Genomic DNA, 15,779 nt, shown 5'->3' with positions numbered 1-15,779 from the left:
CCCCAAGGTCATTTAGAACGACGGAGTTGGCAAAAGAATTAGCGAGACTAGGGCATGAAGTTAAAGTGATTACAACCATAACAAATAAAGATTTGCAATACAGCTTTGCAGACAGTCACAATGTCAAACTTAAAGATTTAGGTAAAATTAAAAGCTCTAAATTAATTGAGAATTTACCTGAAAAGCCTAAACATATAGCTCAAAGGTTACTTCAAATAGCTTTTGAATATCCAGATATTAAACTTATCAATAAGGTTAAAAGAGCTTTGAAAGGTGAACAAGGATATGATTTATTAATATCAATTGCAGTACCACATTCAATTCATTGGGGAGTTGCAAAAGCTGTGGGGCAAATCTCCAAAATTGCTAAAATATGGGTAGCCGATTGTGGAGATCCATTCATGAAAGTTACACTCGATACATTCAAGCATCCTTTCTATTTCAAATACTTAGAAAAAGTCTTTTCTCGTAAATGCGATTTTATTACGGTACCTACTCAAGCATCAATTGAAGGTTATTATCAGGAATTTCATCATAAAATAAAAGTTATACCACAGGGTTTTAAATTTAATCTTGATCATTACAAAAAACTTTATAAACCAAATACTATAACAAAATTCATATTTGCTGGTAATATTATTCCAGGGAAAAGAGATCCCAGACCACTTTTAGATTTCCTTCTAGAGTTGAAAATTGATTTCAAATTTATTTTGTATACTTCTAAAGTTAAATTGATAGAGAAATACGAAAAACAATCTCCTAAAATAGAAGTGAGAGAGTATATTCCAAGAGAACAGATTTTAAAAGAATTAGCTAAAGCTGATTTCCTTTTGAATATAAACAATGGACTGAAAATTCAAACTCCCAGTAAATTGATTGATTATTACATTGCTGGAAGACCAGTGCTCTCTGTGAATAGTTTTGATTTCGAAAAACAAATTGTAATTAATTTTTTAAATAAAAATTATGAGAAGGAATATAAAATAGAAAACCCTGCTCAGTTTAAAATTGAAAACGTGGCAAAGAATTTCCTGGATTTAGCTAAATAATTGTTCATGAATAAAACAAATACAAATTTAATCTACGCTAAACTCCCGAAAGTATCAGGCTATGATTTATTAGTGTTTCTTATTTGGCCATTTGCTCTATTAATACATAGGCTGAAGGATATTAAAGACCCAAAGTCTAAGACTGTTTTTTGGTTATTTTGTGTTTATTTTGGATTTGCATTTATTATTCAAGAAGATGTTGAGGGCGCTGCCGATTCAGCTCGATATGCTTCTAATTTAAAAATAATGAATGAAGAAGGGAATAGTTTAGAATATATTTCAGATAGAATTTACAATATTGAGTCGGCTGATTTAAAATTAGACTTTTACGAAACTATTATTACTTGGTTAGTTTCTCTTTTTACTAGTAACGCACAAATTCTCTTCACTGTTTTTAGTGCAGTTTTTGGCTTCTTTTATGTTCAAAATCTTTGGATCATTTTTTCGAAACTAAAAAAAACTAAAGGACTCTTTATAGGTGTCTTAATTTTATATTTAATTTTAATTTTGCCAATATGGCAAGTCAATGGTGTGAGAATGTGGACAGCAGCACATATTTACATCTATGGGATTTTACTTTTTCACCTGTCTAACAAGAAAAAGAGTGGTTATTTTTGGATTTTAGCATCATTTTTAGTTCACTTTTCGTTTATTTTTCCAGCTATTATTTTTATTATTTCTAGGTTTATAAGGTTAAAGATTAATATTTTAATAATACTTTATCTAGTAGCTTTTATACTTGATAATGTTGATTTAGATTTTATAAAAAATATTTCTTCATATCTGCCGAATATCCTTGGTTTAAAAGTTGAGGAATATGCAAGCGAAGGTTACAATGATGCATTCAACAAAAGATTAGATGAAAAATCATTGATTTTTCAAATAAATAAGTTTATTACAAGTTTTTTCATTTTTCTTTGGGTTTTACTTTTGTATGCAAAAAGAAAATCTATAAAAATTGACCTTGGAAGAGATTTTTATAATTTTTTTAAATTCATTTTATTATTTGGAGTGTTTGCTCAATTCGCTTCATTAATTCCATCTGGTGGTAGGTTTTTAACAATATTTCATTTTATGATATATGGAATTTTACTTATTGTAGTTTCAAACTACATTTTAAAAACAAACAAAATCATATTTAACATTTTTGTTCCCTTTTTAATGTATTTGATTTTATTTAAAATAAGAATTGGATCTGAATTTTTTGGTATGTTTTTATTTTTTGGTAATCCAATTACATCATTTATAGTTGAAGACGAAGTCAATTTAATAACACTTATAAGGAAGGCTTTTTAAATAATAAATGGTATTGTATTTTTTTATCCAATGATAAATAACTTTTCGATTAGTGGATTGTAAAATACTTACTTAATTTAAAACGAGTAGTTTATAGTTTTGAAAATTCAATGAAGTTACATGTTAAAAAAACTTACTTATCATTATATAATTAGAAAACTTTTAAGGTTTTTTTAAACACATTGACACCAACTCATATTCACCTTTACTTTTAAAAATTATTAATCACATTAATTAACCTACTAATTTTAATTTATTAAATGAACTTCAAAAATTTATTAGCAAAATATTATATAAACTCAAGGGGTTGGAAAACTCCCCGTAAAATCGTAGTGATTGAGTCCGATGATTGGGGAAGCATACGAATGCCTTCTAAAGAAGTTGTTTTTGCTTTGATTAAGAAAGGCTATACATTAGAGAAAAATAAATTTACGAGTTTAGATGGTTTAGAAACCACAGCAGATTTAGAAGAACTTTTTAATGTTTTAGAAAATCACAAAAACAAAGAGGAGAATCATCCTGTTATTACAGCTTGTGCTATAGTTGCTAATCCGGATTTTAAAAAAATTAGGGATTCAAATTTCACAAATTATCATTACGAAACTATAGCGGAAACTTATAAACGATACAATGAAGATCAGCTTATAAAACTCTGGAAAGAAAGGGGTATAAAAGATAATTTACTTTATCTGCAATTTCACGGCAGAGAACATTTGAACCCTCACAAATGGCTTAAAGTTTTAAGAGATAAAAACCAAATGGAGTTAGATGCTTTTGACACTCAATCACTCTTAGGGCTGTCTGAAGGATTAACTAAAACTAAAGATATGTATATGGCAGCTTTTGAAGCTACTTCAGAGGAACATAAAGATGATATTAAGTCAATTACTAAAGAAGGTTTAGATTTATTTGAGGATACATTTGGTTTTAAATCAGTCAGCTATATACCTTCTCAATCAAAACAATTTGAAGAAATTAATGAGACACTAGTCAAAAATGGTGTAAAATTTAGCCAAGCTGGCCAATATTTTGTTCCTCATAAAGATGGTAGTTTTAGAAAAGTAGATAAAATTTGGGGTGAAAAAGATCAGTACGGGATGAGGTATTGGCGAAGAAACTGTTCCTTTGAGCCTTATAAAAGTGAAAATTATAATATTGAAAACTGCTTAAAAGAAATCGACATTGCTTTCAGGTGTGGTAAACCGGCAGTCATTAGCTCACATCGTATTAATTTTACATCAAGAATAGATAAAAACCATAGAGATAGAAGTTTAGAATTATTAGATGCATTACTTTCAAAAATTATTAAAAAACATCCAGAGGTTGAATTTTTAAATAGTGAACAGTTAGCTAACGAAATAATTGCAAGTAGCCAAAATAAATGAGACAAACTCTAAAAAAACATTTTATTAATTCTCGTGGCAAGCGCACGAAAGATAAAATTTTAGTGATTGAGTCAGACGATTGGGGCGCTATTCGAATACCAGACTTAAATTCACAGTTGCTTTTAGCAGATAAAGAACTAATCAATTTAAAAGACCCATTTTCTAAATATGATGTATTGGAAGATGAACATGATTTTAATGCTTTATTTTCTGTTTTAGCAAATCATCAAAACAGCGAAGGAAAAAATCCTATTGTTACAGCCAATATGGTGATGGCTAATCCTGATTTTCAAAAAATAAAAGCAGATAATTACGCAAACTATCATTTCGAAGCCTTTCTAAAAACCTACAAGTCCTACCAACCCCATTTAAGTACATATCAAAAATTAAAGCAAGGCATACAGCAAGAGCTAATATACCCACAGTTTCATGCAAGAGAACATCTTAATGTGCCCATGTGGTTGAAGCGCTTAAAAAATAAAGATCAAAGATTTTTAGAAGCTTTTAATTTAAACTGTTTTGCAATTGATGATTTGCATGAAGAAAATGTAAGAGGAAATTTAATGGCAAGTTATGATTATGAATCATCAACGGACTTGAAATTTATAGAACAAAGCATTACTGAAGGTTTAGCACTTTTCAAAGAAGAATTTGGGTTTCATTCAAAATCGACTATTGCACCATGCTACGTATGGAACGACGAAGTTGAAAGTATTTTTAAGGCTAAAAATGTACAACACTTTCAAAGTTCTTACCTACGAAAATATAACCTTGAAAATCAATTAAAGCATAAAAGGCAACCTATGTATATGGGTAAAAAAAATAACTGCCAACAAACTTATGCCATTCGGAATGTATTATTTGAGCCTACACTTAATAAAAATATAAATTGGGTGGATAAAGCTATGGAAAGTATTGAAATTGCTTTTTTCTGGGGTAAACCTGCTATAATCGGAACTCATCGAATAAACTATGTAGGAGGTTTATCAAAAGACAATAGAAATAACTCACTATGCCAATTAGATGAACTTTTGTATAAGGTCATAAAAAAATGGCCTGAAATACAATTTCTAAATTCTGAAGAACTTGGTAAAACCTATAATAATGGCTAAAATCTGTATTGTTTCCCCATCTCTAAAACTAGGAGGAATTGAAAGGCAATTAGTATTATTGGCTAAGTATTTTGTGACTAAAAATCATCAAGTTTATTTTATTTCTTGTTTAAAGCATAATAAATTTTATAAGTTAGATAAAAAAGTTGTTTTAATTGAACCTTCATTTAAAAGGACTACTGGTACAGCTAACAAGTTGTTTTTTTATCCAAAACTAATTTTTTTTATCAGAAAGCAGGTTAAATTAATTAACCCAGATACGGTTTTAACATTTGGAGATGGTTTAAGTAGTAGAGTTTTATTAGCCTTATTAGGTTTTGAAACGCCTGTTTATATAAGTGACAGGACTAGCCCTAATTTTAAACTAAGTCCAGTCGTGAAAATAATGAAAAGTATATTATACCCTAAAGCAACTGCTATGATTGCTCAAACAAATTATGCAGCAAATATTAAAAAGAGTCAGTTTAAAAATAAATTAAAGATAAAAGTTATTCCGAATATACTAGAAGAAAGAAAAAAATATAATATTGAGAAAAAAGATATCATTCTTTATGTTGGGAGATTATCTTGGGAAAAAGGCCCTAAAAGATTAATAGAATCATTTGCCAAAATACATTCTGTTAATAATGGGTGGAAGCTAGTTTTGGCTGGCTCAGGGCCAATGTTAGAAGAGTTAAAAGAATTTACAAAGCATTTTAAAATTGAAAAAAATGTTGAATTTTTAGGAGATGTTAAAGCTATTGATAAGCTTTATGCTCAAGCTAAAATATTTGCTATTCCTTCACATTTTGAAGGTTTTCCCAATAGTCTTATTGAGGCTATGGCATCAGGATTGGCTTGCCTTAGTTTTGATAGTTATCCAGTAGATGAAATAATCACTCATAATAAAAATGGCTTAATTGTTAAAGATGACGATTTAGATGCTTTTGCAAATTCAATGCAAAAACTAATTAGTAATAATGAATTAAGACTAAGATTAGGAGAGACAGCAAAAGAAATAGCTGCAAAGTTATCAGTTGAAGTCATTGGTAAAAGTTATGAAAACTTAATTTTAAATAAATAATGAATTTTTTGAGCTTTTGTTATAAAATCTATTATTTTATTCCTGATTTTTCTAAGTTAGGCTTTGTAGGAAAAGCTATCAATAAACTATTGGAAATATTATTAAAAAAATTATTTGATTTTTTTGTTCCAAAGTTGTTATTGAAAACACAAAATAATTTTGTTCAAGGAGTGTCTTCTACAAAAATCAATGATAGTAAAATAATTGTTTCATTGACTTCTTTTCCTGAAAGAATAAATCATGTATGGGTAAGCATTGAGTGTTTGTTGAGGCAAAGCTATAAACCAAATATGATAATTTTATGGTTATCTAAAGATCAGTTTAAAAATGTAAAATTACCCCATAGTTTGTTATCTCAAACAAAAAGAGGATTAACAATTAAATTTTGTGATGATGATCTTAAAGCACATAAAAAATATTTTTATTCTATACAAAAAAACCCAAATGACATAATAATTACTTATGATGATGATTTATATTATGATAAGTGGTCAATTGAACGTATCATGAAATTACATTCAAAATATCCTAAATTTATTTGCACAAATAGAGCTCATGAAATTAAGTTTGATTTTAATAATCAAATTTTACCATATGCTAAATGGAATCATAGAGTTACAAAAGAAAAACCGTCGTTTAAAATAGTTCAAACAGGTGGAGCTGGTACTTTGTACCCTAAAAACTCTTTAAACACTAACGTATTAAACAAAGATTTAATTATTGAAAAATGTCTTTTTGCTGATGATTTGTGGCTTAAGATTCATTCACTAATTAATGGTATAAAAGTAGTAACAAATTCTTCTAACAATAAACAGCCAATTACAACTACACCTAAAAGTTTTAAAACAAAGCTTATTTCTCATAATGGTAAACTTGGTGGTAACGATGTCCAACTTATGAGTTTGATAAAATACTACAATATCGAAAAAAAACATTTTAATGACTAAAACTAAACTCAAACTTGTCATAGGAATTACTTCCCATAAAAACACAACCCTGATCAAGGGTCAGCTAGCCTATTTTAAAAACATCGGTTACAAAACCTATCTTTTAGCGCCCGACCATCCTCAGGTACATGAATATTGTAATCATGAAGGTTGTATTCATCTATCAGCACCTTTAGAACGAGAAATTTCACCTTTTTCTGATTTTAAAGCTATTATTGTTATATATAAACATTTTAAAAAAATTAAGCCTGATGTCATTAACCTAGGAACTATGAAAGTCTCTTTAACGGGAATGATTGCGGCCTATTTTGCTAAAGTTCCTTATCGTATATATACAAGCCGTGGTTTTAGTGCATTAACTGAAACTGGATTCAAAAAAATAGCATTGCTTGCTTCTTTAAAAGTGATATCAGTTTTATCTCATAAAGTGATATGTATCAGTAAGTCAATAAAGGATAATGGCATTAAATACAAGATGTTTAAAGATAACAATACCTATGTAATTAATAAAGGTAGTAGTAACGGCGTCGATTTAAACTTATTTTCTAATAAAAACATCAACATAGATTCTAAAAATAAACTGAGGGATTCTTTAAATATTATGCAAAATGAATTTGTTTTTGGTTACGTTGGCAGATTAATTGACAGAAAAGGAATCAATGAGTTATATGAAGCATTTAACCTCTGTTACAAAAAAAATAATTCAATAAAATTACTCGTTGTTGGGCCTGTTGAAGAAATACAACTTAAGAAAGATAAAAATATTATCACTAAATTACAGTCGCACCCTGGTGTAATTCTAACTGGTCGTATAAACCATAAAGATGTACCACTACACATGAGTATCATGGATACTTTTGTTCTACCAGCTTGGTGGGAAGGTTTCGGTAACGTTCTAATTCAAGCAGCAGCTATGGGGGTTCCCACTATAAGCACATTTGCACTAGGTACTCAAGATGCAGTTTCAGATAATTTTAATGGTGAGCTTGTTCCAATTTCTTATGTTGATGAACTTGAGAAGGTTATGATAAAATTTATGGAAAGCGAAAAATTAAGGGAAGCCTATGGAAAAAATGGTATTAAATGGTCTAGAAATTTTGAACCAGAAATAATTTGGAAAGGAATGGATCGGATTTACAAAAAACAATTTGTTTAACATGTGGGTAAAAGGTAATAAAAAATCAAAGCTTTTTTACATAAAATTAATTTTAAAATATATTTTTAACCTAGCTTTTTTTAAATATCTATTCAAAATTACACTTTATAAAATTGTAAATAATGTTCATGGTTTAGCATCGGTTAATGTAGGGATTAATACAAACATACACCCCACTGTTATTATTAGATCTCCTAGACTAGTATTTATTGGGGATAATTGTTTTTTTAACCATAATACGATTTTAAATGGAGGAAAAGGAAAAGGTAAATTAATCATAGGTAACAATGTTCAAACAGGACCAAATGTTTCTATATATGCATATAACCATCATTTTTCAAATACGGAAATAGATATTATGAGTCAAGGTTACGATGACTTAGATGTGTTAATTGAAGATGATGTATGGATTGGAGCGCATAGCGTCATTCTTCCTGGTGTAAAGATTGGTAAAGGCTCTGTAATTGGAGCAGGATCAATCGTTACTAAAAACATACCTTCATTTTCAATAGCTGTTGGTAATCCAGCAAAAGTTGTTAAAAATAGAGATTAAAATGACTGTACTTGTTTTAGATCAAGGAAGACAAAGCCTGCCATTTCTTAAGAGTTTAAGAAAGTCAGGTCATACAGTAATAAGTATATATAGCTCAAAATTATCAGAGGCATATTTTTCAAGATACCCATCTAAAAAATTGAGATGGCAAAGCCCAATGAAAAATCCTGTTGGATTTTACGTTCAATTAGAACACTTTATTAAAACCAATACCGTTGATTTAGTTATTGGTGTAAGTGACTTCTCAGCTGAAATTTTATCAAAAAATAAAGATGAAATATCTAAATATACAAAGCTTCTAGTTCCAGATTATCAACTTTTTTCTAAAGTGGTTGACAAATACCTACTTATGAAGCACTGTATGAATAATGATATTCCGTGCCCAACGACTTATGATATTTCTTCAAAAGAAGATTTAGATAAATTTAAAAACCAGCTAATTTTCCCCGTTATGGTAAAGCCTAAACGAGGTATTGGTTCAATCGGAGTTTATAGATATAACTCTTTTAAAGAGTTAGAAAGTAACTATCTAGATTTATTTAATACACATGGAGCATTATTTATACAACAATTTATACAACAAAAAGGAGGCACTCAATATCAAGCTGAATTATTTTTAAATCAAAATTCTGAAACAATTGCTTGTGTGGTTATTGAAAAGCCAAGATTCTTCCCTGTATATGGAGGAACGAGTACAGCAAATGTTTCGGTTGTTAATAGCGAAATTTCCAAAATATCGAAGCGTCTTTTGGAGGGATTAAAATGGACGGGAGCTGCAGATATAGATTTTATATTTGATCCAATTGATAAACAATACAAAGTTTTAGAAATAAACCCACGAGTAACAGCTGGTATAAAAATAGCTTTCGAGGCAGGTGTTGATTTTGCCGAGCTATATCTAAATTTTGTAAGAAAAAAAACCATACAACCTATTGTAAATTATAAAAGCGGAGTTTACAATAGATTATTAGTTTTAGAATTTTTTTGGTATTTCTTAGTTGATAAAAAAACAAGAAAGAATACTAAACCTAATTTTTTTAATTTTTTTGGAAAAGATGTTATTGAACAAACTTTCTCTATTGATGATCCGCTTCCTTTTTTTGGTTTTATATTCGCTATGATTAAAAAATACCTCAACATAAAAAGAGTAAAACAAAAGTTTTTTAAAAAATTATGAATATTCTGACAATAGACCTGGAAGAATGGCACACTTATAGGGTTTTTAAAAAAGGTAGGCCAGAATATTATGAACCAATTTTAGAATCTTTACTCGATAGTGTTCTTGATTTACTTGAATTAAATAATATAAAAGCAACGTTTTTTTGTTTAGGTGTCATTGCTAGGAAAAACAGGCATATTATAAAAAAAATTTCGGGTAGAGGTCATGAAATTGCTTGCCATTCAGACCAGCACTTATTCGTAAATAAGATGAATTTTAATCAGTTTGCAGAAGACACTAAACGAGCGGTTTGTTCTTTAGAAGATATAGTAGGAAATAAAGTTAACGCTTACAGAGCACCTGCGTTCTCCATAGATAAAAATACACCTTGGGCTATAGATATATTATATGAAAATGGTATCAAAATAGATTGCTCCATTTTTCCTGCGTCAAGAAGCTACGGTGGTATAAAGGAATTAAGCATAAATAAACCATTTCTAATTAAAGGTGAAAATTCCACACTGAAAGAGTTTCCGTTAAATTATGCAACTTTTTTTAATAATAATAAAATAATGTTTTCAGGTGGAGGGTACTTTAGAATATTACCTTATAAAATGATTTTTAAATTAGTAAGCAAAGCTAACTACAATATGTTTTATTTTCATCTTAGGGATTTTGATAACAAGCAGGTAAAAGTTTATAACAAAAGGTTTTTTCAGAATTATGTTGGCGTTAATGGCGCATTAGATAAACTAAACTCTTTAGCTCAAAATTTTGAATTTATTTCGTTAAATGCGGCTAATTATAAAATCGATTGGGAGATGAGTAAAAAAATAAGTTTAAACTAAATGTATCAAAACTTTATCAAAGTAACCTTAGATACTATTACAGCCTTTATAGTATTAATATTGCTTTCGCCTATTTTTATTATAATTAGTTTAGTTCAAGCTCTTAGTAATAAAGGGAATGTATTTTTTACACAAATAAGACCAGGAAAGCACGAAAAACCTTTTAAGCTTATTAAGTTTAAAACCATGACCGATAAAACCAATCATGATGGTGAATTATTACCAGACCAGAAAAGATTGACTAAATTGGGAATGTTCTTAAGGAAAACTTCTTTAGATGAATTGCCTCAACTCGTCAATGTCTTTAAGGGTGATATGAGTTTTGTAGGTCCCAGACCTTTACTAGTCGAGTACCTTCCTCTGTACAGTAAAGAACAAAGAGTGAGGCATAGCATAAAGCCTGGAATCACTGGCTGGGCTCAGGTGAACGGCAGAAATGCTATTTCCTGGGAAGAAAAATTTAAATTAGATAGTTGGTATGTGAAGCATAAAAGCTTCTTACTAGATTTAAAAATATTAGTTTTGACATTTTTAAAGATCATTCAATCTAAAGACGTCAATAAAAAGAACACAGCCACAACAACAAAATTTAAAGGAAACAACTTATGAAAGATAAATTAATAGAAGAATTCGAAGACATTCTAGAATTAGAAGGCGAATCTATCCAGGCAGAGGATAACTTTAGAGAATACGACAATTGGGATTCTATTGCAGCTCTTTCTGTTATGGCTTTCCTGGATTCAGAGTTTAATTTCTCTATAAAGGCAGAGGATTTCAAAGAAATTAATACCATCAACGAACTCATAGCTTTAATGAATAAAAATGCTTGAGTTACCGCATAAAAACATATTGATCACTGGTGCTTCTTCTGGTATAGGAAAGCAAACGGCTTACCAACTGTCCAGCCAGGGGGCTCATTGTTTTATTTCTGGTCGAAATGAAGAAAGGCTCAAGGAGACCTTTACACAGCTCGATATTAGTGATAATCAGAAACATCAGATGCATTGCGCAGATTTATCTCAAGCCGAGGATATTCAAGCTTTAATCGACGAACTACCAGTTTTGGATGGAGTGGTTTGCAATGCGGGTCTTGTGAAAACAAAGCCTTTAAAATATATCGACGAAAACTTAATCGATGATATGTTTGATGTCAACACCAAAGCAGTGATACTGCTTGTAAGCGGTTTATTAAAAGCTAAAAAACTAAACAGAGGAGCGTCCATAAGTATAGTGTCTTCTATTTCAACCTATAAGCATACACCCGCAAATAGTGTATATAGCGCATCCAAAAGTGCTTTAAATGCATTTACAACCTCGTCTGCATTAGAATTGGCAAAAAAGAAAATAAGAGTTAATGCGGTATTACCTGGCTTTATTCAAACTAACCTGATGCAGGATGATAAAGTAGATAATAATCAACTGGAACAACATTTAAAAAATTACCCGCTTGGCAGATTCGGAACACCTGAAGATGTGGCCAACATACTATGCTTCTTAATGTCTGATAAGTCTGAATGGATGACGGGAAATTTAATAAAAATCGATGGTGGATTTTCAATACACTAACCTATGAAATTAGTAATAATCGGCGCTAGTGGTCTAGCAAGAGAAGTTTTTGATTTGGCTCATATTTGCTATGCGCATTCGCCACAATTTGAGGTAAAAGGCTTTTTAAGTGACGGTCCTTCAGATATTTCAGACCTTGGTTATCCTCCAGTTTTGTCAACCGTAGAGGCCTATGAAGTCAAAGAAGAGGATCGCTTTTTTTGTGCTATAGGCAACGTGGATGATCGTAAAAAAACAGTTGAAATCATAACATCTAAAGGCGGAGAATTCATTAATTTGATTCACCCCAAAGCCATCATCTCCCCAAGTGCAAAAATAGGTACAGGTGTAGCTATTAAGGCTTATAGTTCTTTAGCAAGTGATACTTTTATAGATGATTTTACCTATTTACAAAGTTCTGTCATTTTGGGTCATGATGTGAAAATTGGGAAATATTGTCACTTGAATTCATTTTCTTTTTTAGCGGGCTGGGTCGAAGTAGAAGATCAGGTGACCATAAACGCGGGGGCTAAAATTTTACAATCCAAAAAAATTAAAAATCATGCTACTGTTGGCATGGGTGCGATCGTGATTCGTAATGTAAAAGCGAATACAACTGTTTTTGGTAATCCGGCAAAAAAAATCAGTTGATGAGTTGCAAACTTGAGCATATTAAAGTTGAAGCGCTTTCTACTTGTATCCCTGATACGGATAATGGTAAAGCTTTAGGAGAACAAACGGCCTCAGATTTAGCATTTCAGGCAGCATCAAAGATGTTACAGAATTATGAGATCGATTCAGAAGATATAGGAGCTTTGCTATTTCTGTCTTCCACTCCAGATTACAGAAGTCCTGCTACGGCATTGGTACTTCAAAATCGATTACAATTATCACAAGATCTTATTGCTTTCGATGTGAATTCTTCGGGCAACGCTTTTAACCAGGGTTTACAATTAGGTCATTCAATTTTGAATTCCTCTAATTCAAAATATGCATTGGTTTTGTATGGTGAAACTCATTCAAAATTAAAGAACGTTGAAAATGATGGTTGTGATTATGGTGCAGCGATGTTGCTGAGCATATCAGAAGAAGAAAATCCTATTGAAATTGAATTTTTTACACATTCCAAAGAATGGGAGGCTATCAAAGTTGAAGGGGGTGCTTACAAAAATGCGATACCTCAGGGCAACGACTTTCCTTATTCAAATTTGAATGAACCTGGGACTTTACAAATTGATCATAAAAAAGTAAATGAATTTAAAATTCAGGCCTTTAAAGAACTGGGTATTCAGCATAAAATCAATACAGAAAAGGCTCATTTAGTTACCAACTTTATGGTGGACCAGTCTTTTGAAGCTTTAAGCAAAGAAATTCCTGATTGGCCCTCAAAATCAAATGCGTCTTCAAACTATGGTGGAGTAAGCCTTCAGGTCCAAGTACAGGAATTGATAAAGGCATCAACGGAAAAAAAGCTAAATATTTTAGCATTGAGTTACGGTGAAGGGCTTTCAGCATCCTGCGCAAATTTTCAAATTCATAGCAATATATACACCTCTTTCATCAAATCAAATCTGATTTTTGATGACGGCGATGTGTCACATGACATTTAATAAATGAGAACAAGCCATTACTCTAACATACAAATATCTGCCGTTTCAGTTTGTCTGCCACAGCAAACCCGGGAAGTGGATTCTTATGTCGATACGTTTGGGGAAGAAAACATAAGTAAATTCAAAAAAATGACGGGGGTTAATGCTGTTTCAAGAGCACTTCCAGAACAGACAGCAGCAGATCTAGGCATTGAAGCAGGCTTGAATTTATTCAAAAATTTAAAGGTTGATACATCTAAAATAAAAATTGTGGTTTTTGTGAGTCAAAAGCCAAACTATAGACTTCCCTCTACCGCTTATTTTATTCATCACCATTTAAATTTAAGTTCAGATTGTGTTTGCTTTGATATAAATTTGGCATGTTCTGGATTTATTTATGGGTTGAATACGGTAGCTGGAATGCTCCAATCCTACGGACTGGAAGATAAAGCCCTTCTCATTACAGCAGACACGTCCATTAAATCTCTGGCACCAAATGACAGGACAATGTCAATGCTATTCGGTGACAGTGGTTCTGCTTGCCTATTATCGAAAACAGATAATGCACCTCAGTTAAATTTTGCCTTTAAATCTGATGGATACCGTTTTAAAAGTATAATCACACCTTCTGGAGCGTTTAGAAATATAGGGAAGCCCACAAAACGCGTTAAGTGGTCAGATGATATTTTCAGATCAGATTATGATACCCACATGAAAGGTATGGACGTTTTTGGATTTTCTATTTCTGATGTTCCTGCTCTGGTAAAGGACTTTTTGAATCATTTGAATAAAACTGAAGAGGACTACGATCTTTTTGCTTTGCACCAGGCTAATAAATATATCTTGAAACAGTTGTCAAGGAAATTAAAAATTTCCTTTGAAAAGATTCACTTGATCTTAGACCGCTATGGGAATAATTCCAGCAATTCGATTCCTCTGGTGTTGGCAGATATCTATGGAGAGAATAAGGAAGACGAAAATTCAGATATTTTTATGTCTGGTTTTGGGGCTGGATTGTCCTGGGGGTGTGCCGAAGCAACTATAAATAAAAACATAATTTTGAAAATTATAAAATCAAATAAGATATATGACTAACTTAGATAAATTCGATACTGTTTTTGCAGATGTATTTGAGGTTGAAAAAAGTGAACTCGGAAGCGGTTTTTCTATTGATAATGTAGACAATTGGGATTCTGTGACTCAACTTTCTTTAGTTTCTGATCTGGAAGATGAATTTGATATCATGTTGGATTCTGAAGATATTCTTGAATTCAAATCGTATGAAGCCGGTAAAGCAATTCTAACCAAATACGATATTAATTTTGATGAATAGTACCATGTTAGAGAATAAAGTATGCTTGATAACGGGTTGTAGCAAAGGGATAGGAAAAGCAATTCTTGAAGTGTTTTCTGCTCAGAACGCAATTATCTATGCTAATGCCAGAAAAGAAGGAGACCTCGATGAGGTTTTGGAAAATGTAAAAGATACTAAAGCTGAAATTATTCCTGTTTATTTCGACATCACCAATTTTGCGGAGGTAAAGTCATGTATGCTTCAAATCAAGAAAACCCATAAAAAATTAGACGTGCTCGTGAACAACGCAGGCATGGTTTCTTATGAGATGTTAGGCATGATTAATTTTGATAAGTTTAGAGAAATGCTGGAAGTTAATTTAGTCGCTCCAATATATTTAATGCAAATGGCTTCTAAACTTATGCAACGGCAATCTTCTGGTTCTATAATTAATATAAGTAGTAAAGTGGCTGTTGAAGGTGTCAAAGGTCAGATGAGTTACTCTGCTACAAAGGGTGGATTGAATTCCGCTACATTGTCAGCCGCAAAAGAACTCTCTCCAAATAATATTAGAGTCAATGCAATAGCACCAGGTATGATTGGATCAAAAAGATTAAAAACCATAATGGAGGATAAGTTTGAACATAAATTAAACGATATAGGATTTGGCAGGTTGGGAACTCCGGAAGAAGTAGCAAAAGCCTGTTTATTTTTAGCATCAGACTTGTCTAGTTACTTAACAGGTCAAATCATCGAAGTCGATGGAGATTTAAAATTATAACA

General features: G+C 31.1%; 18 protein-coding genes. All 18 read left to right on the top strand.

Annotated elements, in window-relative coordinates:
- Nucleotides 1-26 precede the first annotated feature (26 nt).
- The 18 genes from LB454_RS11145 (at nt 27) to LB454_RS11060 (ending at nt 15,777) form a co-directional block, all read left to right on the top strand.
- Nucleotides 27-1,049 carry a glycosyltransferase gene (locus LB454_RS11145; protein ID WP_262902786.1) on the top strand — a complete coding sequence of 341 codons (1,023 nt, stop codon included), beginning with the start codon at nt 27-29 and terminating at the stop codon, nt 1,047-1,049.
- Between the two features lie 6 nt (nt 1,050-1,055).
- Nucleotides 1,056-2,345 carry an EpsG family protein gene (locus LB454_RS11140; protein WP_224464750.1) on the top strand — a complete coding sequence of 430 codons (1,290 nt, stop codon included), beginning with the start codon at nt 1,056-1,058 and terminating at the stop codon, nt 2,343-2,345.
- A gap of 260 nt (nt 2,346-2,605) precedes the next feature.
- Nucleotides 2,606-3,730, top strand: coding sequence for a hypothetical protein (locus LB454_RS11135; protein WP_224464749.1), 1,125 nt, complete (start codon nt 2,606-2,608; stop codon nt 3,728-3,730).
- Entirely contained in the window at nt 3,727-4,842 is a 1,116-nt protein-coding gene (locus LB454_RS11130) for a hypothetical protein (RefSeq protein WP_224464748.1), read from the top strand. Before LB454_RS11135 ends, LB454_RS11130 begins: the two co-directional genes overlap by 4 nt.
- Nucleotides 4,835-5,905, top strand: coding sequence for a glycosyltransferase (locus LB454_RS11125; protein ID WP_224464747.1), 1,071 nt, complete (start codon nt 4,835-4,837; stop codon nt 5,903-5,905). The genes LB454_RS11130 and LB454_RS11125 overlap by 8 nt, the downstream gene beginning before the upstream one ends.
- The gene (locus LB454_RS11120) at nt 5,905-6,852 is read left to right on the top strand and encodes a hypothetical protein (protein ID WP_224464746.1); all 948 of its coding nucleotides are present in this window, start codon (nt 5,905-5,907) and stop codon (nt 6,850-6,852) included. The genes LB454_RS11125 and LB454_RS11120 overlap by 1 nt, the downstream gene beginning before the upstream one ends.
- Nucleotides 6,845-8,008 carry a glycosyltransferase gene (locus LB454_RS11115; protein ID WP_224464745.1) on the top strand — a complete coding sequence of 388 codons (1,164 nt, stop codon included), beginning with the start codon at nt 6,845-6,847 and terminating at the stop codon, nt 8,006-8,008. The genes LB454_RS11120 and LB454_RS11115 overlap by 8 nt, the downstream gene beginning before the upstream one ends.
- A 1-nt stretch (nt 8,009) precedes the next feature.
- On the top strand, nt 8,010-8,561 hold the full coding sequence (locus tag LB454_RS11110) for an acyltransferase (protein WP_224464744.1): 552 nt from the start codon (nt 8,010-8,012) through the stop codon (nt 8,559-8,561).
- 1 nt (nt 8,562) lies between these two features.
- A complete protein-coding gene (locus LB454_RS11105; protein ID WP_224464743.1) occupies nt 8,563-9,738 on the top strand; it encodes a carboxylate--amine ligase in 1,176 nt (391 codons plus the stop codon).
- Nucleotides 9,735-10,568 (top strand): polysaccharide deacetylase family protein, encoded by an 834-nt coding sequence (locus tag LB454_RS11100; RefSeq protein ID WP_224464742.1) that lies wholly within the window; start codon nt 9,735-9,737, stop codon nt 10,566-10,568. The genes LB454_RS11105 and LB454_RS11100 overlap by 4 nt, the downstream gene beginning before the upstream one ends.
- A complete protein-coding gene (locus LB454_RS11095) occupies nt 10,569-11,177 on the top strand; it encodes a sugar transferase (RefSeq protein WP_224464741.1) in 609 nt (202 codons plus the stop codon).
- Nucleotides 11,174-11,398: an acyl carrier protein gene (locus LB454_RS11090; protein WP_224464740.1), complete on the top strand. Its 225-nt coding sequence runs from the start codon at nt 11,174-11,176 to the stop codon at nt 11,396-11,398. Before LB454_RS11095 ends, LB454_RS11090 begins: the two co-directional genes overlap by 4 nt.
- Nucleotides 11,391-12,134: an SDR family NAD(P)-dependent oxidoreductase gene (locus LB454_RS11085; RefSeq protein ID WP_224464739.1), complete on the top strand. Its 744-nt coding sequence runs from the start codon at nt 11,391-11,393 to the stop codon at nt 12,132-12,134. The genes LB454_RS11090 and LB454_RS11085 overlap by 8 nt, the downstream gene beginning before the upstream one ends.
- Before the next feature lie 3 nt (nt 12,135-12,137).
- Nucleotides 12,138-12,764 (top strand): acetyltransferase, encoded by a 627-nt coding sequence (locus LB454_RS11080; protein ID WP_224464738.1) that lies wholly within the window; start codon nt 12,138-12,140, stop codon nt 12,762-12,764.
- The gene (locus LB454_RS11075) at nt 12,764-13,723 is read left to right on the top strand and encodes a beta-ketoacyl-[acyl-carrier-protein] synthase family protein (RefSeq protein ID WP_224464737.1); all 960 of its coding nucleotides are present in this window, start codon (nt 12,764-12,766) and stop codon (nt 13,721-13,723) included. The genes LB454_RS11080 and LB454_RS11075 overlap by 1 nt, the downstream gene beginning before the upstream one ends.
- A gap of 3 nt (nt 13,724-13,726) precedes the next feature.
- Nucleotides 13,727-14,797, top strand: a complete 1,071-nt coding sequence (locus tag LB454_RS11070) for a ketoacyl-ACP synthase III (protein ID WP_224464736.1) — start codon at nt 13,727-13,729, stop codon at nt 14,795-14,797.
- Nucleotides 14,790-15,035: an acyl carrier protein gene (locus LB454_RS11065; protein ID WP_224464735.1), complete on the top strand. Its 246-nt coding sequence runs from the start codon at nt 14,790-14,792 to the stop codon at nt 15,033-15,035. The genes LB454_RS11070 and LB454_RS11065 overlap by 8 nt, the downstream gene beginning before the upstream one ends.
- Nucleotides 15,028-15,777 carry an SDR family NAD(P)-dependent oxidoreductase gene (locus LB454_RS11060; RefSeq protein WP_224464734.1) on the top strand — a complete coding sequence of 250 codons (750 nt, stop codon included), beginning with the start codon at nt 15,028-15,030 and terminating at the stop codon, nt 15,775-15,777. The genes LB454_RS11065 and LB454_RS11060 overlap by 8 nt, the downstream gene beginning before the upstream one ends.
- The last annotated feature ends 2 nt before the right edge of the window (nt 15,778-15,779 follow it).

Source organism: Psychroflexus montanilacus (genome assembly GCF_020164535.1).
GTDB lineage: Bacteria > Bacteroidota > Bacteroidia > Flavobacteriales > Flavobacteriaceae > Psychroflexus > Psychroflexus montanilacus.
This window is presented reverse-complemented; position numbering and strand designations above follow the sequence as displayed.